General features: G+C 40.1%; 20 protein-coding genes and 2 tRNA genes. 16 read left to right on the forward strand and 6 right to left on the reverse strand.

What is annotated here, in order from left to right; translation table 11 throughout:
* Window positions 1–11 precede the first annotated feature (11 nt).
* The 4 genes from JW886_RS02360 to rpsD all read left to right on the forward strand — a co-directional run bounded on the left by JW886_RS02360 (window position 12) and on the right by rpsD (window position 2,634).
* Complete coding sequence (locus JW886_RS02360; protein ID WP_205872214.1) at window positions 12–1,103, forward strand: polysaccharide deacetylase family protein; 1,092 nt, start codon at window positions 12–14, stop codon at window positions 1,101–1,103.
* A gap of 132 nt (window positions 1,104–1,235) precedes the next feature.
* Window positions 1,236–1,309, forward strand: a tRNA-Arg gene (locus JW886_RS02365).
* A gap of 58 nt (window positions 1,310–1,367) precedes the next feature.
* A tRNA-Pro gene (locus tag JW886_RS02370) sits at window positions 1,368–1,441 on the forward strand.
* 581 nt (window positions 1,442–2,022) lie between these two features.
* Window positions 2,023–2,634: a 30S ribosomal protein S4 gene (gene rpsD, locus JW886_RS02375; RefSeq protein WP_075524886.1), complete on the forward strand. Its 612-nt coding sequence runs from the start codon at window positions 2,023–2,025 to the stop codon at window positions 2,632–2,634.
* 50 nt (window positions 2,635–2,684) lie between these two features.
* Here rpsD and treR read toward each other — a convergent pair whose 3' ends face one another.
* A complete protein-coding gene (gene treR / locus JW886_RS02380) occupies window positions 2,685–3,401 on the reverse strand; it encodes a trehalose operon repressor (protein WP_075524885.1) in 717 nt (238 codons plus the stop codon).
* 147 nt (window positions 3,402–3,548) lie between these two features.
* On the opposite strand from treR, the gene JW886_RS02385 reads away from it, so the two are divergent.
* From JW886_RS02385 to add, 6 genes are all read left to right on the forward strand, one after another.
* Window positions 3,549–4,034 carry a PTS sugar transporter subunit IIA gene (locus JW886_RS02385; RefSeq protein ID WP_205872215.1) on the forward strand — a complete coding sequence of 162 codons (486 nt, stop codon included), beginning with the start codon at window positions 3,549–3,551 and terminating at the stop codon, window positions 4,032–4,034.
* Window positions 4,035–4,075: 41 nt separating this feature from the next.
* Window positions 4,076–5,629, forward strand: coding sequence for a PTS transporter subunit EIIC (locus JW886_RS02390; RefSeq protein WP_205872216.1), 1,554 nt, complete (start codon window positions 4,076–4,078; stop codon window positions 5,627–5,629).
* A 55-nt stretch (window positions 5,630–5,684) separates the two neighbouring features.
* Entirely contained in the window at window positions 5,685–7,295 is a 1,611-nt protein-coding gene (gene treC, locus JW886_RS02395) for an alpha,alpha-phosphotrehalase (RefSeq protein ID WP_205872217.1), read from the forward strand.
* A gap of 73 nt (window positions 7,296–7,368) precedes the next feature.
* Window positions 7,369–9,507, forward strand: coding sequence for a Tex family protein (locus JW886_RS02400; protein WP_205872218.1), 2,139 nt, complete (start codon window positions 7,369–7,371; stop codon window positions 9,505–9,507).
* A 43-nt stretch (window positions 9,508–9,550) separates the two neighbouring features.
* The gene (locus tag JW886_RS02405; protein WP_205872219.1) at window positions 9,551–9,994 is read left to right on the forward strand and encodes a SprT family protein; all 444 of its coding nucleotides are present in this window, start codon (window positions 9,551–9,553) and stop codon (window positions 9,992–9,994) included.
* Between the two features lie 294 nt (window positions 9,995–10,288).
* Window positions 10,289–11,323 (forward strand): adenosine deaminase, encoded by a 1,035-nt coding sequence (add, locus tag JW886_RS02410; protein ID WP_205872220.1) that lies wholly within the window; start codon window positions 10,289–10,291, stop codon window positions 11,321–11,323.
* A gap of 39 nt (window positions 11,324–11,362) precedes the next feature.
* Here add and JW886_RS02415 read toward each other — a convergent pair whose 3' ends face one another.
* From JW886_RS02415 to JW886_RS02430, 4 genes are all read right to left on the reverse strand, one after another.
* Complete coding sequence (locus JW886_RS02415; protein ID WP_205872221.1) at window positions 11,363–11,926, reverse strand: hypothetical protein; 564 nt, start codon at window positions 11,924–11,926, stop codon at window positions 11,363–11,365.
* An 11-nt stretch (window positions 11,927–11,937) separates the two neighbouring features.
* Entirely contained in the window at window positions 11,938–13,023 is a 1,086-nt protein-coding gene (locus JW886_RS02420; protein ID WP_205872222.1) for an NlpC/P60 family protein, read from the reverse strand.
* A 341-nt stretch (window positions 13,024–13,364) separates the two neighbouring features.
* Window positions 13,365–15,050, reverse strand: a complete 1,686-nt coding sequence (rnjA, locus tag JW886_RS02425) for a ribonuclease J1 (protein WP_205872223.1) — start codon at window positions 15,048–15,050, stop codon at window positions 13,365–13,367.
* A gap of 207 nt (window positions 15,051–15,257) precedes the next feature.
* Window positions 15,258–15,488 (reverse strand): RNA polymerase epsilon subunit, encoded by a 231-nt coding sequence (locus JW886_RS02430; RefSeq protein WP_075524875.1) that lies wholly within the window; start codon window positions 15,486–15,488, stop codon window positions 15,258–15,260.
* Between the two features lie 208 nt (window positions 15,489–15,696).
* On the opposite strand from JW886_RS02430, the gene tsaB reads away from it, so the two are divergent.
* The 5 genes from tsaB to JW886_RS02455 are packed head-to-tail and all read left to right on the forward strand — an operon-like array spanning window position 15,697 to window position 18,629.
* The gene (gene tsaB, locus JW886_RS02435; protein WP_205872224.1) at window positions 15,697–16,422 is read left to right on the forward strand and encodes a tRNA (adenosine(37)-N6)-threonylcarbamoyltransferase complex dimerization subunit type 1 TsaB; all 726 of its coding nucleotides are present in this window, start codon (window positions 15,697–15,699) and stop codon (window positions 16,420–16,422) included.
* A complete protein-coding gene (gene rimI, locus JW886_RS02440) occupies window positions 16,376–16,951 on the forward strand; it encodes a ribosomal protein S18-alanine N-acetyltransferase (RefSeq protein ID WP_075524873.1) in 576 nt (191 codons plus the stop codon). Before tsaB ends, rimI (JW886_RS02440) begins: the two co-directional genes overlap by 47 nt.
* Complete coding sequence (gene rimI / locus JW886_RS02445; protein ID WP_205872225.1) at window positions 16,941–17,384, forward strand: ribosomal protein S18-alanine N-acetyltransferase; 444 nt, start codon at window positions 16,941–16,943, stop codon at window positions 17,382–17,384. Before rimI (JW886_RS02440) ends, rimI (JW886_RS02445) begins: the two co-directional genes overlap by 11 nt.
* 2 nt (window positions 17,385–17,386) lie before the next feature.
* Window positions 17,387–18,412 carry a tRNA (adenosine(37)-N6)-threonylcarbamoyltransferase complex transferase subunit TsaD gene (tsaD, locus tag JW886_RS02450; protein ID WP_205872226.1) on the forward strand — a complete coding sequence of 342 codons (1,026 nt, stop codon included), beginning with the start codon at window positions 17,387–17,389 and terminating at the stop codon, window positions 18,410–18,412.
* 16 nt (window positions 18,413–18,428) lie between these two features.
* Complete coding sequence (locus JW886_RS02455; RefSeq protein ID WP_075524870.1) at window positions 18,429–18,629, forward strand: DUF4649 domain-containing protein; 201 nt, start codon at window positions 18,429–18,431, stop codon at window positions 18,627–18,629.
* A 71-nt stretch (window positions 18,630–18,700) separates the two neighbouring features.
* Here the strand turns inward: JW886_RS02455 and JW886_RS02460 are convergent, their stop codons facing one another.
* Window positions 18,701–19,489, reverse strand: coding sequence for a hypothetical protein (locus JW886_RS02460; RefSeq protein ID WP_205872227.1), 789 nt, complete (start codon window positions 19,487–19,489; stop codon window positions 18,701–18,703).
* Window positions 19,490–19,834: 345 nt separating this feature from the next.
* Between JW886_RS02460 and JW886_RS02465 the strand changes: the two genes are divergently transcribed.
* Window positions 19,835–20,317 carry a thiol peroxidase gene (locus JW886_RS02465; RefSeq protein WP_205872228.1) on the forward strand — a complete coding sequence of 161 codons (483 nt, stop codon included), beginning with the start codon at window positions 19,835–19,837 and terminating at the stop codon, window positions 20,315–20,317.
* The last annotated feature ends 184 nt before the right edge of the window (window positions 20,318–20,501 follow it).

The following is a 20,501-nucleotide window of genomic DNA, read 5'->3' on the forward strand; positions in this document are numbered from 1 at the left end:
AAGAAAAGGAGATGGCTAGGAAACTTAGCAGAAGATTAAAACACACTCAACATTTAATATGGGGGATTCCTGTAGGACTTGTAATTATTTTAGCACTTGCCATGAGTGTTGGGCATTATGTTCATACTCAAAAAATAAAAGAACGTGAACGCCTTACGTATCATAGACAAGTACAAACAGCTGAGCAAGCTAAAAATCTTGCCTATCATTCACACAAAAAAGAGGATATTCAATCTGCCAAAAAACTGATTAACAAGTTACAACCCAAGGAAAGACATGCGCTTAATCGCGGGATGGCTCAGCTAGTAACTTGCATTGCAGATATTGACAAAGCCAAAGCGCTGATCAATCAAGAACAACAAACTGTGACAGAAGAAGGAATAAAGCAAGCTGAGCGCCAACTTAAATTTTTAGATAAGCCTGAAGAACGAGATGAACGATTGGCTTTAAGTCATCAAATCAAGATTGCCCAAAAACGACTTGCTCTTCAAAAAAAATTAAAAGATAAAAAATTGATTGCGTTGACCTTTGATGACGGCCCAAGCCCTCTTACGACACCGCAACTTTTGAAAACTTTACGTCAAGAAGCTGTTCCAGCGACATTTTTTGCTTTGGGAAGCCAAGCCCAGTGTTATCCGAAGTTAATCAAAGAGGAAAATGATTTGGGAAATGAAGTAGCCTCTCACACGTGGGATCATAAAAATTTAGTAACCTTATCACCACAGGATGAAAAGCAAGAAATCGAGAGTGCCAATCGTTTAATTAACAAACTCACAGGGAAACAAGTCTCCTTATTTAGACCGCCTTATGGCAGTTACAATGATACAGTACTAGCGCAAACGAATTTAAGCGCTGTGAATTGGACAGTGGACACGAACGATTGGCGTTATCGTACCAGTGAGCCTGTGGTAGCAAACGCTCTAACCTATGCACATGATGGTGCGATTATTTTGATGCATGATATCCACCAGTGGTCAGTAGAGGCGGTGCCACAAATTATTCAAAAGTTGAAAGCTCAAGGCTATACTTTTGTTACAGTTAGTACGTTATTGGACGTACAAGACGGTGGAGCAAAAGCTCACCAAGTATATTTTGGAAGATAGAATTAAAAAAGGATGTGAAAGAGCCATCCTTTTTGTGATGAGTCTTATTTTCGAAAAAGAAAAAGGGAAATGAGTTTATTCTTGACAAGATTTAATAAACTTGATATACTAATATAGTCGTTTGAGAGAAACGCAGGCGTGGCTCAACTGGATAGAGTACCTGACTACGAATCAGGCGGTTGTAGGTTCGAATCCTACCGCTTGCATAAACAGAATATGGCGGAAGTCATTTTTTTGTTGGAATAGCTTATTAAATATTTGCTACGGGAAGTAGCTCAGCTTGGTAGAGTACTTGGTTTGGGACCAAGGTGTCGCAGGTTCGAATCCTGTCTTCCCGATTACCGACTAACCCTAACACCTCTTTTGTGGAGGTGTTTTTTGATAGGGAATACTTTGTCCTCCTCTCTAATTCTTGAAAGTGGTACTGAGATATGATAGAATTCAAATGAATAGAGTGTGTAGAGAAATTTTAAAGGAACACACCTGGAGAAAGGAGCCCACATGGCATATAAATCACATAAATTTGGTAAACGTAACGGCAAAAAACATTTTAACGCTGTAGGCGTAAGAACTGTAGCAAAACCAGAAACTAAAGAAGCTAAAAAAGAAGAAAAATAATTTTTTAGACTGAACTTAGTAGATCCTATTGGATAATCTGCCCAACTCATCTCTTAGAGGTGAGTTTTTTTTGAAAGTCAATTTACTTAATCCCAGTAAAGAGAGCTCTAAGTTGTTGACAAATAAAGGATTTTTGATATAATTATAAAGTTGAATATAGCAGTCAGCTAGAAAGCTCGTCAACATTTTGCTAAGTTCCATCTGGAATTTCCTAAAGTAACTGAAGCTATAAGCGAAAGTAAAATGAACGAATTCGAGGCTGTCGATATTCTTCAAATAAAATATTTGGAGGACATAAAATATGTCACGTTATACTGGTCCATCATGGAAACAATCACGCCGTTACGGTATCTCACTTACTGGTTCTGGTAAAGAAATCGCTCGTCGTAACTACGTACCTGGACAACACGGCCCAAACAACCGTTCAAAACTTTCAGAATACGGTTTGCAACTTGCTGAAAAACAAAAACTTCGTTTTTCTTACGGTGTTTCTGAACGTCAATTCCGTAACTTGTATGTTGCTGCAACTAAAATCAAAGAAGGAACTGTCGGTTTCAACTTCATGACTCTTTTGGAACAACGTCTTGATAACGTTGTTTACCGTCTTGGTCTTGCAACGACTCGTCGTCAAGCACGTCAATTCGTAAATCACGGTCACATTCTTGTTGACGGAAAACGCGTTGATATCCCTTCATACCGCGTACAACCTGGTCAAGTCATCTCAGTTCGCGAAAAATCTATGAAAGTTCCTGCAATCCTTGAAGCTGTTGAAGCTACTAAAGGTCGCGCTAACTTCGTATCATTCGATGCTGACAAACTTGAAGGAACGCTTGTTCGTCTTCCAGAACGTGATGAAATCAACCCAGAAATCAATGAAGCATTGATCGTTGAATTCTACAACAAAATGTTGTAATACCAGAATTTATCTCATTAAAAAACTTCTCGAACGAGAAGTTTTTTTGTTTATCTTTTTTGACGTCGTGCTAGTTCGGTAAAACTAAATTTATCAACTTGATGTCGACTCTCTGTGTACTGGAAAAGGGTATTATCCGATAAGAAAACATGACTTTTGACAGAAACGATGTGTCGGTCTCCCGTTGCAAGCTCAAGCCATTGACGATCATGTTCGTTAATGAAATCAATCGTAATTTCCTTTTGAGCGTAAGCAATTTCAAGGTGACGCTCGTTTTCTAAATAGTCATAGATAGAATCTGCAGCTTGGCTTTTTGATAAGCCTTCTGCATACGCGTAGAGGAGGTAGTCACGGTCAAGCACTATAAACTCACCATCTATTTTGCGACGCCGTAAAATATGAAGAACAGGTACACCTTGAGGAAAGTGTGTAAGCTCGGCTAAGGAGGAATCAACGATGCGTTTTTCAAAGGTGACAACCTCAGTCAAACTATCAAATCCAAGGTAATGTTGCAGTTCTTTGTAACTGGTTAAGCCCGTAATAGGAAAATTAAGACGGTCTCTGGCAATAACGATACTTCCTAAGCCATGTTTGCGCTGTATCCAACCATTTTCCTCTAGTGTTTTTAGAGCTTGTCTCACAGTTGAACGACTGACCTTATAGCGTGTAACCAATTCGTTCTCACTAGGTAAAAGTTCATCCTCTTGGTAAACCCCATCCATAATCATTTTTTCTAAATCTTGAGCGATCATCTCGTATTTATTCATAATCCCATTATATCAAAAGTCGAAGGTTTGAACGTTGGAAAAAACGTAATATTATTGAAACAAAAAAACGCTTGCAGAAAACGGTTTTATAAGCTATAATGAACTTGTACGAACAAGTTGCAGATAAAATAAATATAAGGAGTCCTTATGTTCGGATTTAAAAAAAATAAAGCGACACTAGCAGATGAAGCTCTCTATGCACCAGTTTCTGGGCAGTTAATCCCACTTGAGGAGGTCAGTGATCCTGTTTTTTCAGGAAAAATTATGGGGGATGGCTTTGCAGTAGAACCGTCCTCTGACCAAGTGGTAAGCCCAGCCACGGGAAGAATTTCCATGGGACAAGGTCATGCGATTGGAATCACGCGAGAAGATGGTCTTGAAATATTACTTCATTTAGGGATTGATACAGTCAGTCTTAATGGAGTCCCTTTTGAACTTGATGTTAAAGTGGGCACAACTGTTAAAGGAGGAGACCGCTTGGGGAAAGTGGATTGGCATCAAGTTCAAGCTGCGGGTCTTGAAAAAACGACAATGGTTTTAATCACAAATACGGCAGATAGACTCGAAAAAATTGAGATCAACTATGGAGACGTAGCACTTGGCGAACGTGTGGGTCAAGCTTTATCAAAATAAAATGAGAGAGCGCTAGGTAAAACTAGCTTCAGGAGAAAATTATGTCAAAATATACACAGTTGGCGTCAGACATTATTAAAAATGTAGGGGGGCCAGAAAATATCACAAAGGTTATCCACTGCATCACACGCCTGCGTTTTACCTTGAAGGATAAGGATAAAGCAAATCAAGCAGAATTACAGAAGTTAAAAGCTCCAGGCGTTCCAGCCGTAACGGCACTTTATAATGCTAATCTTGATCAATATCAAGTGGTAATTGGACAGGCTATCGAAGATGTTTACGATGAAGTAGTGGCGCAATTGGGAAATAGCGTGGCTACAGCTAAGGAAACTTCAGAAATGACTGCTGAAAAGAAGGGATCAAAAAATCCAATTATACGAGCCTTTCAAGTTGTCATAGGAACGATTACTGGCTCGATGATTCCAATCATTGGTCTCTTAGCAGCAGGAGGGATGATTAATGGGCTTCTTGCGATTTTTGTTAAGGGAAATCGCTTGATTGAGGTCATTGACCCAGCAAGTTCAACATATATCATTGTTTCCACGCTTGCAATGACTCCCTTTTATTTTCTTCCAGTTCTTGTAGGGTTTTCTGCAGCAAAACAGTTAGCTCCAAAAGATGGCTCTCTTCAGTTTATAGGAGCGGCTGTTGGTGGCTTTATGATTAATCCAGGATTGATGAATCTCGTCAATCCTACAATTTCGGGTGATAAGGTCGTTCCTGCACCAGAAGCTGTTGCACATTTCCTAGGTGTGACTTTCAATACTTCTTATTTTGGAATCCCCGTTGCTTTGCCGAACTATGCCTATACGATTTTCCCAATCATTGTGGCCGTAGCGATTGCTAAGCCTTTGAATGCTTGGTTGAAACAGGCTCTCCCTCTAGCTCTACGACCAATATTTCAGCCAATGATTACTTTCTTTATCACGGCTTCAATCGTTTTACTCTTGGTAGGTCCTGTCATTTCAACGATTTCTTCTGGCCTATCCTTTGTGATTGATCACATCTTGTCGCTTAATCTAGGAATTGCTAGTATCATCGTGGGCGGCCTCTATCAATGCTTGGTAATTTTTGGTTTGCATTGGTTAGTTGTTCCCCTTATTTCCCAAGAATTGGCAGCTACTGGAGCGAGTTCGTTGAATATGATTGTTTCTTTCACGATGCTTGCTCAAGGTGTAGGGGCATTGACTGTCTTTTTCAAAACTAAAAAAGCAGATCTTAAAGGATTAGCTGCACCAGCAGCAATCTCAGCTTTCTGTGGTGTTACTGAGCCTGCTATGTACGGAATTAATTTAAAATATATTCGAGTTTTCATTATGAGCTCGATTGGAGCGGCAATTGGGGCTGGGGTCGCTGGATTTGGCAATCTAAAAATGTTTGGTTTTTCAGGCTCTTTGATTGGCTTTCCAAATTTTATCTCTAATCCGCTGACGCATCAAGCGCCGGCTGGTAATTTGATGCTCTTTTGGATTGCAACGGTTGTCTGTATGGTGGCAACTTTCCTCCTTGTCTGGTTCTTTGGCTACAAGGATACTGATGTGATGGGCACTGGAGTTGAAAAGAAAAATGCTTTTAAAGATGCGGTTAATAAATAAAGAGAGTTAGTCAGACTACGGTTACTAATTTGAATTTGAAATGAAGGGAAACGTAATGTCTTTTCACAATAAAGTGATTTATCAAATCTATCCAAAATCGTTTTTGGATACAACAGGGACTGGGATTGGTGATTTGCGAGGAGTGAGTCAAAAATTGCCCTATTTGGCAGACCTTGGTGTCGATATGGTTTGGCTCAATCCATTTTATCCAAGTCCTCAAAAGGACAGTGGGTATGATATTTCGGATTATAAAGGGATAGATCCCCGATTTGGCACGTGGGCAGATTTTGATGAGATGGTGTCCAAAGGGAAAAGTCATGGTATTGAATTTATGTTAGACATGGTTTTAAACCATGTGTCTATCGAGCATGAGTGGTTTCAAAAAGCTCTTGCTGGTGATAAGTACTATCAAGACTATTTCATTATTCGGGATGAGCCAACGGATTGGCAATCTAAGTTTGGTGGAAATGCGTGGGCACCTTTTGGCAATACGGGCAAATATTATCTTCATCTTTATGATGTGAGTCAAGCTGACCTTAATTGGCGAAATGAAAATGTGCAGCGTGAATTAATTGATGTTGTGAATTTCTGGCGAAATAAAGGCATTTCTGGATTCCGTTTTGATGTCATTAATGTCATCGGAAAAGATGAAGAGTTAAAAAATAATTCACAAAATGAAGGAAAACCTGAGTACACAGATAAGCCAATTGTTCATGATTATTTGCAAATGTTAAATGCAGCAAGTTTTGGAAAAGATGGGGAAAACTCGGTTACAGTAGGAGAGATGAGCTCTACTACGATTGAAAATAGCGTGCTTTATACCCAACCAGAACGGCATGAACTTTCGATGGTCTTTAATTTTCATCATTTGAAGGTGGATTATGAAGAGGGACAAAAGTGGACAAAAGTACCTTTTGATTTTGAAAAATTGAAAAATCTTTTTCATGAATGGGGAGAGAAGATGTCAGAAGCTGACGGCTGGAATGCTCTTTTCTGGAACAATCATGATCAACCAAGAGCGCTTAATCGCTTTGTCGATGTGGAAAATTACAGAGTTAAAGGGGCGACGATGTTGGCAGCAAGTATTCACTTGAGTCGTGGTACGCCTTTTATCTACATGGGAGAAGAAATTGGGATGGTGGATCCAGATTTCGTTTCTATTGAAGATTATGTGGATGTGGAGGCAACAAATGCGTATGAACGCCTCTTACAAAGTGGCAAAACAAAAGCAGAAGCGTTTGATATTGTAAAAGCTAAGGCGCGAGATAATTCGCGTACGCCTATGCAGTGGGATGATTCAGCACAGGCTGGTTTTACGAGTGGAGTCCCTTGGTTGAAGCTTGGCTCACATCGAGCTATCAATGTTAAAGCAGAAAAAAATGGAGAAATTTTCAACTTTTATAAGAAGTTAATCCGCTTAAGAAAAACAGAGAAAATTATTTCTGAGGGAACTTATCATGCAGCCTTAATAGATTCTCCTGAAATTTATGCCTTTGAAAGATCTTATGGCGAGCAGCGTCTTTTGGTCTTGAATAATTTTACTGACAAGGCTGTAAGTTTGGAGCTATCCTCTGATTATGCGAATGGGAAAGTTCTTATTAGTAATTATAAGGACTTTGATGGGACAAAATTGCAAGCTTATCAAACGGTTGCGATTTTACGATAAAAAGGAAGGCTCAAAGGAGCCTTTTTTTGATTTTTACAGGAGGTTCTGCTTATAAAAATGTTAAAATAGAGAGATGGATAATGTTAAAAAAATTGCTGAAATGTTGAAAATCAAACATTCGCAAGTTGAAAAAGTATTAGAATTAACTGCAGAGGGAAACACTGTCCCTTTCATTGCACGCTACCGTAAGGAAGCAACGGGATCGCTAGATGAGGTGGAAATCAAACGCATCATCGATGAAAATAGCCAGCTGACCAAGCTGTCAGAACGTAAAACGGCGGTCCTGTCTAAAATCGAGGCTTCTGGTAAACTGACAGAGGCGCTCAAAAGTCAAATCTTAGCTGCTGAAAAGTTAGCAGAGGTGGAAGATTTGTACTTACCTTATAAGGAAAAACGGCGTACAAAAGCTACAATTGCCAAGGAAAATGGTCTTTTCCCCTTGGCTCAATTGATTGTTAAAAATACAGCCCATCTTGAAAAAGAGGCAGAAGCATTTGTTACTGACCAGGTGGTCAGCGTGGACAAAGCTATTGAAGGGGCTATTGATATTTTAGCGGAAGCAATCTCTGAGGATGCACGTTTACGCAGTTGGTTGACAGGTGAGATTAAACAAAATAGTTTACTGACGAGTCACCTGAAAAAAGAGGCGGTGGATGAGAAACAAGTTTTCCAAATGTACTATGATTTTTCTGAAAAAGTTTCAGAACTTCCTAACTATCGGGTGCTTGCGCTTAATCGGGGAGAAAAGCTAGGAATTCTTACGGTAAAATTTGAACATAATGAAGACAAAATCTTGCGTTATTTTGCGGCTCGTTTTGCCGCTCAAAACAACCAAGCGATGCAACAAGCTATAAAAGAAGCAGTCAAGAAAAAACTGATTCCTGCCATGGAGCGGACGGTGCGTAACGAATTGTCTGAAAAGGCGGAGCTTGCGGCCATCGAAGTTTTTGGCGAAAATTTGAAAAATCTGTTGTTGGTGGCTCCACTTAAAGGCCGTGTAGTCATGGGATTTGACCCTGCTTACCGTACTGGAGCGAAACTTGCTATTGTTGATGAAACGGGTAAATTATTGATGACAACGGTCATTTATCCTGTGAAGCCAGCAAATGCAGGTCAAATTGCTCAAGCGAAAAAAGATTTAGCAAAATTCATTCGAGAATATGGTGTGAATATGATTGCGATTGGGAATGGAACGGCCAGTCGCGAATCTGAAAGTTTTGTTGCAGAAGTGCTCAAGGAAAATAATTTTTCTGATGTTTATTATGTGATTGTCAGTGAATCGGGAGCCTCTGTTTATTCAGCGAGTGAGTTGGCACGTGAAGAATTTCCAGAATTGACTGTTGAAAAACGTTCAGCAATTTCGATTGCGCGCCGTTTGCAAGATCCACTGGCTGAACTTGTAAAAATCGAACCAAAAGCTATTGGTGTTGGTCAATATCAACATGACGTTTCTGAGAAAAAATTAACAGAAAATCTCGATTTTGTCGTGGAAACCGTCGTTAACCAAGTTGGTGTGAATGTCAATACAGCCAGTCCTAGTTTGCTTTCACATGTAGCCGGCCTTAATAAGACTTTGGCACAGAATGTAGTCAAATATCGTGAAGAAAATGGCGCACTCAAAACAAGAGCGGAACTAAAAAAAGTCCCACGTTTGGGAGCCAAAGCATTTGAACAAGCGGCAGGTTTCTTAAGAATTCCAGAAGGTAAAAATTTCCTTGACAACACTGGGGTTCACCCAGAATCTTACGCTGTTGCCAAACAGCTTTTAGTCGAGATCGGAGCTGATAAAACAGATGAAGATTTACTGACGGCGCTGTCAGCTGTCAATGTGTCTGAAATGGCCCCTAAACTTGGTGTCGGAAAGGAAACGCTCCAAGATATCATCAGTGATTTACAAAAGCCTGGTCGCGATTTGCGGGATAGTTTTGATGCACCGATTTTGCGTCAAGATGTCTTGTCTGCAGGTGACTTACGCATTGGTCAGCAACTAGAAGGTGTGGTCCGTAATGTGGTTGATTTTGGTGCTTTTATTGATATCGGTATCAAAAATGATGGTTTAGCTCATGTTTCTGATTTAAGCAAACAATTCGTAAAAAATCCGAGTGATGTAGTAGCAGTTGGGCAAATCGTAACGGTTTGGGTTAAATCGCTTGATTTACAACGTGGTAAAATTAATTTGACTTTAGTCAATCCTCGGGAAAAGGAAGCATAAAAATTTCGACCAGAGCATCAGCCGGTCATGGAAAAGGAGAGAAATGCTTAGCAATCAGGAATTAACAGAAAAAGTACGGCAACTTTCGCTTCTTTATTTTAAGCAGCCTTTCATCCATGAAGCATTTTGGAATCAACGTCTACGAACGACAGGAGGACGTTTTTTCCCAAAAGATTTACATCTTGATTTTAATCCAAAAATGGCAGCACTAACCGAATTCGATGGAGTAATTTTGCATGAGCTTACCCACTATCATCTTTATCGAGCAAAAAAAGGTTATCAACACCGGGATGCCGATTTTAAGAAACTTTTGGCAGAAGTAGGCGGTTTGCGTTATGCTCCCTCTGTTGCTAAAAGGTCAACCCGTTATATTTATTGCTGTCAGAGTTGTCAGCAACTCTATCAGCGTCAAAGGAAAATTGATATTAAAAAATATCGCTGTGGAAAATGCCGAGGAATTTTATGCTTGAAAAAGTCTATTTCATAAAAAAATAGTCTTTTTTATTACGACTTAGACGTATCTTATCCACATTTACCTCTACTTTTCCCCAAAACCTGTGTATAAAGCACACTATTTTGGGGATAATTGAGAAAAAAAGGCTCAACTCAGCAAAAGATTTTGTTATCCACAAGGGAATAAAAAAATATCGCAGAATCGTTGCATTTTAGATAAAAAAGTCGTAGAATAGTAAAAATACATTTTGAAGGAAATTCGAGTCTCTGGCTCGAAATCTTTTATAATGTGAAGAAATACTGGGAAAACATAGAAAAGGGGAAAATCGTGCTCAATTCAAAAATTATTGCTCAAATGCCAAAGGTTGAACTTCATTGCCATTTAGACGGCTCATTAAGTCTTGCTTGTATTAAGGACTTGGCGAAAAATGCTGGGATAAACCTAGAACTGACTGATGAGGAAATTTTGAAAAAAGCACAGGCACCAGAAAATACTCGAAATTTATTAGAATATCTCGCTCGCTTTGACTTTGTCCTGCCACTGTTACAAACCTATAAGAACCTAGAGCTAGCAGCTTACGATGTCGTTCAAGAGGCAGCTAAAGATAATGTAAAGTATATTGAAATACGTTTTGCGCCAAGTCAACACCTCCAAGAGAACCTGACGCTAGAAGAAGCTGTCGAAGCCGTGATTGCGGGTTTGGCACGGGCAGAAAATGATTTTGATATTAGGGCAAATGCACTGGTCTGCGGGCTCAAACAAGAACCTATTGAGAAACTTTCCAAACTTCCCCTCTTATTTGATAAAATTACTGATGAACATTTAGTTGGTTTTGATATGGCTGGTGATGAGCTTAATTATCCACAAGAAAAGTTTGCTACTCTACTTGGTGAAATCACCATGAGAGGAGTTCATGTCACTTTGCATGCAGGTGAATGCCCGAACTGTGAGCAAAATGTACTGGATGCTGTGGAGATGGGAGCCACACGGATTGGTCATGGAATCATGACGAAGAATCTATCGCAGAATCAACAAACCATGATGGTTGAACGCCGTATTGTGCTAGAAATGGCTCCGACCAGCAATTTTCAAACCAAGGCAGTAGAAACTGTTGCTGCATATCCTTTTAAAGATTTTTATGATAAAGGACTACATGTCACGCTCAACACCGACAATCGGACGGTTTCAGCCACAACATTGCAAAAGGAATATGAAAAGATTTCTAAATGGTACCCTGACTTTGGACTTGCTGATTTTGAAAAAATCAATCATTATGCGATTGATGGGGCCTTCATTGGTCAAGCAGAAAAGGAAAACCTGCACAAACAGTTTTCCAAAGCTTACCAAGCGCTTTCTGAATAATTGATGAAATTGAAAACACCAGCTCAAAGCTGGTGTTTTTTAGTCTTGTAGAAGAGGGTAAGGATAGGCTTTCCACGCGACACCTTCGTAGTGCCAGCCCAGCTTAACTAAGTTATCACGCTCAAAAGCGCTCATGGTGTAATGATGGCTACCCACTGTCGCATTGGGATTGTAGAGCCGATAAACGGGTGATCCGCCTTTAGTAACGGTTGGGAACCAAAAGAAATCTCCATCATCAAGCCAACCAGAATGTTTTAACACAGAATTTTTTTCATAGAGGGAGGAGGTGTAGAAATGCTCGCCAGCGATAGAGTTGTAGATACGGTAAACAGTACGATATTTTTCGGGATTTGGATACCAATCAGCACTTGGAGGTTTTGGGACTTCCCAAGCAGAACCCTCGTACCTCCAACCAATATGACATAATACTTCGACTTCAGCTCCGCGCATTGTGAAGAGATGTTCGCCTGAATTCGGATTGTAGAGACGCAAAATTGGTACTCTTGTTGTTGAGGGACTAGTTTGGGCTACTGTTGTCTGGATATTAAATGAAAGTGTCACACAAAAGATAACTAGAAAAACTAGTATAACTGATTTTTTCATTGTTAAACCTCCTAAAAAGTTCTAACCGCATACCAACCAATATTTTCATAGTTCCATCCTACTTTTACCAAGTTGTTTTTTTCGGCAGCACTCGTTGTGTAGTGATGTTCGCCAGAGTTTGGATTGTAAAGTCGATAGTCTGCTACGCTTCCGCCAGACATCCATGCTGTTCCTTCGTTTTTCCAGCCAGCTTTGACTAAGCTATCTCGTTCATAGGTACTTGTGGTATAGTGGTGTAAACCATTGTTTGGATTGTAGAGGCGATAGACAGCTGTTCCTGTTGTTGGAGCAACCCAACCAACTCGCTCATAGGTCCATCCTGCAATTTTCAGTTGAGTCGCTTCATATACTGAGGAAGTGTAGTGATGAAGTCCAGAGTTTGGATTATACAGTCTAAAGATGTACCTTTCGTTACTAGCTTGACCTACAGTTGAAGGTGGTTCCTCGTCCTTGAGATCCGCAGCACTGAGTACGCGACGAGCAAATTGCGGGTTGTACATTGTTCTTGAGCCAATAACTACTTTTCCATAACCAGATGAGGCGTGGATATATTGTCCGTTACCAATATAGATACCAACGTGTTGGCTATTGCCCTTTGTGCCCCAAAACAATAAATCTCCAACTTTTAAACTACCTAATGATACTTCCGTTCCTTGTTTTTCTTGTTCTGTTGTTGTTCGAGGTAAGCTCATGTTAATTGCATTTTTATAGACATATTGAACTAAACTAGAACAATCAAATCTATCGCTTCCAGTTGCCCCATAATAATAGGGCTTTCCTAGTTGTGCGTATGCCAATGTGACAAGCGCCGTTTGCTTAGCTGAAGCTTTGGTGTCAGTAGCATTAGTTGAAGATTCAGAGCCTTTTGTTGAGCCGTAGATAATATTTGCATTACTAAGAGGTTCGGACTCTAAATTTGGGGTTACAAAACCACGAGTATCTTCTTCAGTGACAGGCAACTCTTTTTCGTCATCTGTTGCAGCAGAAACAGGTGGTGGTGAAAAAGGTTTTTTTAAGTTGAAATTTTTAGGACTGAAGATTAGTGTGACGCTTAAAAGTGAGAGGATTCCGACAATAAATTTGAATTTTTTCTTCATAATGGTTCCTCCGAATTAAATATTTTAGTTTTACTGTTTGCTATTTGTTTCAATTATAGCGTAAAATTAATAAAATAATCAGAAAAATGCAAAAATACTCAAAATGGTGGTATAAAAAACTCCTAGCTTTGGCTAGGAGTATCGACTATTAGTTCTTTTTCAGCGTTGGTGGGTTTTCGAACAGCAGCTTTCCGCCGACAGCAATGTTAGAAAAACCTAGATTGTGGCTTCTGGCAGTCCTGTGATTCCAACGGCATATTCTGTAGTTTTTTGAGCAAAGGGGCTTTTTGACTGGTCGTCATTGCATCGCTTTCGTATATGATAGCTAGTATACGCTTTTATTACTTCTTATCAGGTGTCATAATCATTGGGACAACCAATGGTGAGCGTTCTGTTTGTTTGTAAAGGAATGGTGACAAGGCTTCGCGCATGGCACGAGCTACGGAGGCTTCGTTGGCATTTTCCTCTAACATGGCTTCACGAATCGCATTGAAGAGGACACGTTGGCCAGAGCGTATTAAATCACCAGACTCACGCATGTAGATGAATCCACGTGAAAGCATATCAGGACCAGCAAGAACAGTTTTATTTTCAAAATCGACTGTGGCTACGGCCAGAACGATACCATCTTCGGAAAGTTCATGACGATCGTGCAAGACCGCGTTACCGACGTCACCAATTCCTGAACCGTCAACGTAAGTATCAGCCGCTGGGAAATGATCAGCATATCTAGCACTGTCGGCGGTCAAAGCAAGGACGTCACCATTTTCTTGAATGAAACAATTTTCTTTAGGAACACCAGTATCTTGAGCAAGTCCAGCGTGAATTTTGAGCATTCGATATTCACCGTGAACAGGCATAAAGTATTTTGGTTTAATCAAGCGGAGCATAAGTTTTTGTTCTTGTTGTCCACCGTGACCAGAGGTGTGGATATTGTTCATCTTACCATAGATAACTTCTACGCCAGCTTCAGCAATTTTGTTAATCAATTGGTTAACACCATGGGTATTACCTGGAATAGCATTTGATGAGAAGACCACTGTATCGCCCATTTGCAGGGTAATGTGGCGGTGCATCCCGTTGGCAATTCTTGAAAGTGCAGCCATTGGTTCACCTTGCGAACCGGTACACATGATCAAAAGTTCATGTGAAGCGTATTGATTGACTTCGTTTGGCTCGATAAAGGTTCCTTTAGGAGCTTTAATATAACCGAGCTCTAAACCATTCACGATTGCTTTTTCCATTGAACGACCGAACACGACGATTTTACGTCCTGTTTTTACGGCACCATCAACGGCTTGTTGGAGACGGAAAATATTTGAGGCGAAAGAAGCGAAAATAATTCGACCTTCAATGCGTTCAAAGATTTTCATGATGCTTGCGCCGACGACTTTTTCAGAATGTGAAAAAGTTGGGATTTCAGCGTTAGTAGAGTCAGACAGCAATAGCAGAACCCCTTCTGAGCCAAGTTGTGCCATGCGGTGCAAGTCTGCTGGAACCCCAACTGGTGTGAAGTCAAATTTAAAGTCACCTGTTGCCACAATTTTCCCCTGTGGAGTGTCGACAACAACAGCGATAGGTTCTGGAATCGAGTGTGTTGTGCTAAAGAAACTGAGGCTTAAATGGTTAAATTTAATTTCGCTATCGGGATGAATTTCAAAAAGTTTAGCATCTCGTAAAAGCCCATGTTCTTCGAGTTTTCCGCGAATCAATGCTAAGGAAAGTGGACCCGCATAGATAGGAATATTGGCTTGTTTTAAAAGGAAAGGAATCCCACCGATGTGGTCTTCGTGTCCGTGCGTGATGAAAAGTCCCTTGATGCGGTCAATGTTTTCAACGATATAAGAGTAATCGGGTATAACATAATCGACACCAAGTAAGTCATCTTCTGGGAATTTGATTCCGGCATCGATGATGACAATTTCATCTTTGTATTCTACACCATAGGTGTTTTTACCGATCTCGCCGAGCCCGCCAATAGCGTACACGGCAACTTCATCGGCCTTTATTTTAAGTTGTTTAGGCATGTTTCTCCTGTTCTAAGCGATGAAGAAAAACTGAAAGTTCAGAGTTTTTCAGGCTTCTTCAACATATATTTTAGTATTTATAATTTTTTTGTTAAGTTAAAGTCACTGACAGCTCTGTCAGTTATATTAGGGTACAACAAAATCACTTTAGACCTTTATCAGTTCTGACAAAAATCTAAAGTGCTTCTCTTTGTGATTAAATCAGTATTAGAAGCTTGTAATTTCAAATACGCCAGTTTCTTTTTCATATTCGACGGCTTCATCCGAGAGGGAATCGATAAATTCCACGTGATAAGGGGTTTTGGTTGCAAGGAGTTCGCGCGCAGCGATGATTCCTTCTTCCTTAGTAGCGACATCAAGGTCAAGGTAGAGTGTCTCAGTTGTTTCACGGCGTGGTGAACGGCTTTTATCTTTTTGATAGAAAACTTTAAAAATCATTTCTGTATTGACGAGCCAAGGCTCGTTCCTTTCATAGTAGTTCGTGTTTGCTTTGCAATTAGTATTATTTTAGCATAAATGGCTGAAAATAGGAAGTTGTGTCTTTATTTTTGGTGGGTAACGCTTACATGTGACATGTGGGTGGAAGTTGCTGCTCAAGCGTGGTAAAATAAAAGGAAAGACTCTAGAGAAAATAAATAGGTAAAGTATGAATATATTAGCATTGGACAGTTCATCAAAAGCATTGTCAGTCGCTTTAGTAGCTGATGGAAATGTCCTCGGTGAGCTCACATTAAATTCAAAGAAAAATCATAGCACGACTTTAATGACTTCTATTGATTTTTTACTCGCTCAAGCTGGTATTGAACCGACCGCTTTAGATCGTATTGTCGTAGCAAAAGGTCCAGGTTCTTACACAGGTTTGCGACTTGCGGCAACCGTAGGGAAAACCTTGGCTTTTAGTTTAGACAAAGAGTTGGTAGGAGTATCAAGCTTATTGGCGATTGCTAAACGGAGGCAAGATCCTCAGGCGTTTGTGGTACCCCTTTTGGATGCCCGCAGAGGTAATGCCTATGCAGCTGTCTACAAAAACGGTGAGCAAATAGTGGCAGATCAACATTGTGTCTTTAGTGAGTTTTTGGTAGACTTAGCAGCGAAGGTCAATGATTTTAGTCGCGTCATTTTTACGGGTGAAACTGAGAATTTTATTAAAGATATTGAACGAGCAGGATTTGATCAGTCGCAAATTGTGACAGATAGCCTGACCAAGTTACCATCAGCTTACCAAATCGCCCGCATTGGCGAAAGGTTAGAAGCCGAGAACGTACACAGTTTTGTACCGAATTACCTCAAAAAAGTAGAGGCAGAAGAGAAATGGTTGGAAACGCATGAAAAAGATGAAAACGCTCCTGACGACTACGTTCAGAGGGTTTAGTGGAAAAAAATTTAACCCACGTCGCTATTTAGAAATGACCGATGTGGAGTTGGAATTGGATAAGAATGGTGTTCATTATCGTTTGGCAGAACGCTCAGACATTGTGGCTTTACTTGCGATAGAGCGAGATGTTTATAATGGGGATATTCCTTGGACTTTTTCACATTTTGAGCATGAAATTGTCAAAAATGAAGAAGCATTCTTTATCGTGGCTGAGATTGCTGGAAGTGTGGTAGGTTTTATCGGGACACGTATTAATCATCACGGACAAGATGCGCACATTACTAATTTGGCGGTATTTAAAGCCTTTCAAGGACAACAAATTGCTTCAAATTTGATTGGTCAACTGGTCCAACTGATGCAAGCTCTAGGCAAAAATGAGATGACACTAGAAGTGCGGCGAGATAACACAAAAGCACAAGGCCTCTATCGCCGTCAAGGTTTTTCGACAGATAAGTTACTTCCTGCCTATTATGAAGATGGAAGTGATGCCATCTGGATGGTTAAAAAGCTAAAAAATGGAAATTAAATCGGCAGAATGCTCCAAGTATTCACTGACAGAGCTGTCAGACCTACTTTTTGAGCTTCTTGAAGCGACATATGTGCAGTCACCCTGGTCAGAGAAATACCTTATGACCGATTTAGAGGCCACAACTTCCCATTATTTATTAGCCTTCGAGCGCGGACGGCTTATTGGGATGCTGGCCTTTAGTCGTTTGATGGATGAGCTAGAAATTACCAATCTGGCCGTACATCCAGAATTTCAAGGTCAAGGCATTGCCACAAAGTTACTGACAGAGCTGTCAGCATTTCCAGGGCAGTTATTTTTAGAAGTGAGAGCCTCTAACCATGCAGCTCGCCACTGTTATGAAAAATTTGGTTTTAAGATTTATCATACAAGAAAAAATTATTATGACAAACCTCTTGAAGATGCTTTGTTAATGAGAAAAGAGCAATTTTAAAAATGAAAGATAATTATATATTAGCCTTTGAAACTTCATGTGATGAGACTTCAGTGGCAATTTTAAAGAATGGAAATGAATTATTATGTAATATCATTGCCAGTCAAATCAATAGTCATAAACGTTTTGGTGGAGTTGTGCCAGAAATTGCCAGCCGTCATCACGTCGAACAAATTACTGTATGTATTGAAGCAGCTCTTGAAGAAGCGGAAATTTCGGCTGATCAACTGACGGCCGTTGCGGTGACTGAAGGTCCAGGCTTAAACGGCGCCTTGTTAGTTGGAATTATGGCCGCGAAAGCGTTTGCATGGGCAAATCATCTGCCTTTGATTCCAGTCAATCACATGGCCGGTCATTTGATGGCTGCAAGTTTAGTGGATACCATTGAGTATCCAGCTATGGCCCTTTTGGTTTCAGGGGGACATTCTGAACTTGTTTACGTCGAAAAAGAAGGAAGCTATAAAAAAGTTGGTGAAACGCGTGACGATGCTGCCGGAGAAGCTTATGACAAAGTGGGTCGAGTGATGGGCTTGACTTATCCGAGTGGAAAAGTCATTGATGAATTAGCACATAAAGGAGCTGATACTTACAATTTCCCACGCGCAATGATGAACACCCACGAAGTAGAATTTAGCTTTTCTGGCTTAAAATCAGCCTTTATCAATCTTGTGCATAACGAAAATCAAAAAGGTAATGATGTTGTAGCCAATGATTTAGAAAATTTAGCGGCTTCCTTTCAAGCTGCGGTCGTTGATGTCTTGATGGCCAAAACCAAATTAGCCATGGAAAAATATCCAGTAAAAACGCTCATAATTGGCGGTGGAGTATCAGCAAATCAAGGCTTACGCGAACGTTTGTCAGCAGAAATTACTGACGAAAAGTTAATTATTCCTCCTTTAAGACTTTGTGGTGACAACGCTGGAATGATTGCAGCAGCGGCATATATTGAATGGAAAAAGGGTTTGGAAAATGTTCAAGCAGGATTAGATTTAAATGCAAAACCGAGTCTCGTTTTTGAAGAGCTTTAAACCAAGGAGAGAACAAATGATGAAATTAACCGGGAAATTACTCAACGGTATGACCTTTACTGAAACGTTTGATGGTGTTAATGATTTTCTAGCGCTTCAGCAGAGCGATTTTAATGCGATGGCAGATGAAATCGAAGTTGCGGAAGTTTGGATTGGTGAGGAGCAGTTAGACTTCACTGGTAATCTCGGACAACTCTACGACGAATTAATGAAATAAGTAAAAAAAGTTACTGACCAGTTGGTCAGTAACTTTTTTTGAATGAAGAGAGAAGATGTAACTTCTCTTTTTTACACAGCAGCCCATTCGTGGAGAGTTCGCCCTTTATTATCGATGAGCTCCAGCCAACTATTCGTTCCAGCAAAGTAAAGAAAATGCCCGACTTCATTGACTGAGCGCAGGATGATATCTTCTGTAGTGATAAAAAGGTTGGGGTCCCAGCTTGCTTGTTGTTCTTCGCGCAAGGTTTGGGTGAAACGATAGGCAAGCCCTGGTGTTCCATCTGCTTTAAGTCCGCCGGTGGGGGCCAGTTTTGCCCCAGCTTTGATCACAAGCTGATTAGATTTCTGCCAAACAACCGTTGCTTGGCTATCGGTGCGCTTGACGAAAAATTCTATATTAGCTAAGGACTTATTCCAACGGTGTTGTGCTTTTGCTGAGCTGAATTTTTTCTTTTCCAGCTTAATCCCAAATGTATTTAAGACTTCTAAAAGCTCATCAGTGGCTTTGTTACAGCTGCTCACGAGATTTTTAGGAATTTTGACTGGTTCTGGTTTAGCGCGTAAGCTAAGCCCAGCCTCTTCAGCAAGATTAACCAAGTGCTGCGTGAGCACGGCAAGGGGTAAATCATAGGCCGTGGTATTCCATCTGACCACTCGGTCAAATTCTAATTGAGGAAGAAGGGTCAAGTCAGCTGCAATGACTCTGATCTGACCCATTTTAACGAGTAAAAACAGCTCATTATCCTCTAAATCAAAGCGCGTGTGTTTTTGATCAAGAAGACTTAGAGTAGCGCCGCTTGGCAGTTCAATTTTTATACTGTGCTCCATCAAAGTCACAGTAAACGTAAAATTTTTCATAGGTTCATTATAGCAAAATAAGCCAAAGTAAATGTACTGACCGCTCCGTCAGTGGATGGCTGATGAACATTTTAGGAGGTACTTGTTAAGCTTAAGTTGAGTATCTGCTAAGTTTTTGTAAAGCTTTCCTTGTTATACTTTTTTTAGAAAAAAGAAACGAGGTACGTTCGATGAAAAATACAATTAAAATTAAAAATATAGAATATCGTTTTGTTAAAACAGGTAAAATTCCCGCACTCTCTTCTCGTGCTTCTTATGGTTTTCAAGAAAATAAAGCATGAAGTAAGGCCAGCTGTCTGTGACTGTGTTAAAATTAAATTATCTCAATAACTAAGGAGCTAAAGAATGGATTTTGAAATTTTTGTACATGGTGAAAAGGCAGCAGAATTAAAGCCAGTGACGAGCGGAGCTGCTCCTGATTTTACACTTCTTGACCTCAAAGGAAATGAAATTCGCCTGTCTGAGCTGAAAAAAACAGTCCTGATAAGTGTTTTCCCTAACATTAACACAAGAGTATGTTCCTTACAAACAAAACATTTTAATCAAGAAGCAGCCCACCACCCAGAATTTGATTTTTTGAGTATTTCAAATAATAGTGCGCAAGAGCAACGTCAATGGTGTGCCGCTGAAGGTGTAGATATGACGATTTTATCCGATGATGGGTCGTTCGGCCGAGCTTACGGTCTACTGATGGAAACAGGTCCCCTCAAAGGACGCCTAGCTCGAGCTGTCTTTGTGATTAAAGCGGGTGAGATTGTTTATCATGAAATCTTGAAAGAAACCTCAGAGGAGCCTAATTATCAAGCTGCGCTCGATGCGGCCCAATAAGTTAATGACAGAGCTGTCAGAAGACAGTTCTTTTTGTGTTTTCATAAAAAATCTATAATATTTGCTAGTACTCGAAATTTTCTAATCAATTTGCTATAATTATATTAATAATGAAAAATTAGGACCACTGTTCAGGATAAAAAGTGAAAAATCATGATTGGCCTTGCCTGACATCATTTTTGCA

The organism is Lactococcus taiwanensis, assembly GCF_017068355.1.
In the GTDB taxonomy this organism is placed as follows: Bacteria; Bacillota; Bacilli; order Lactobacillales; family Streptococcaceae; genus Lactococcus; species Lactococcus taiwanensis.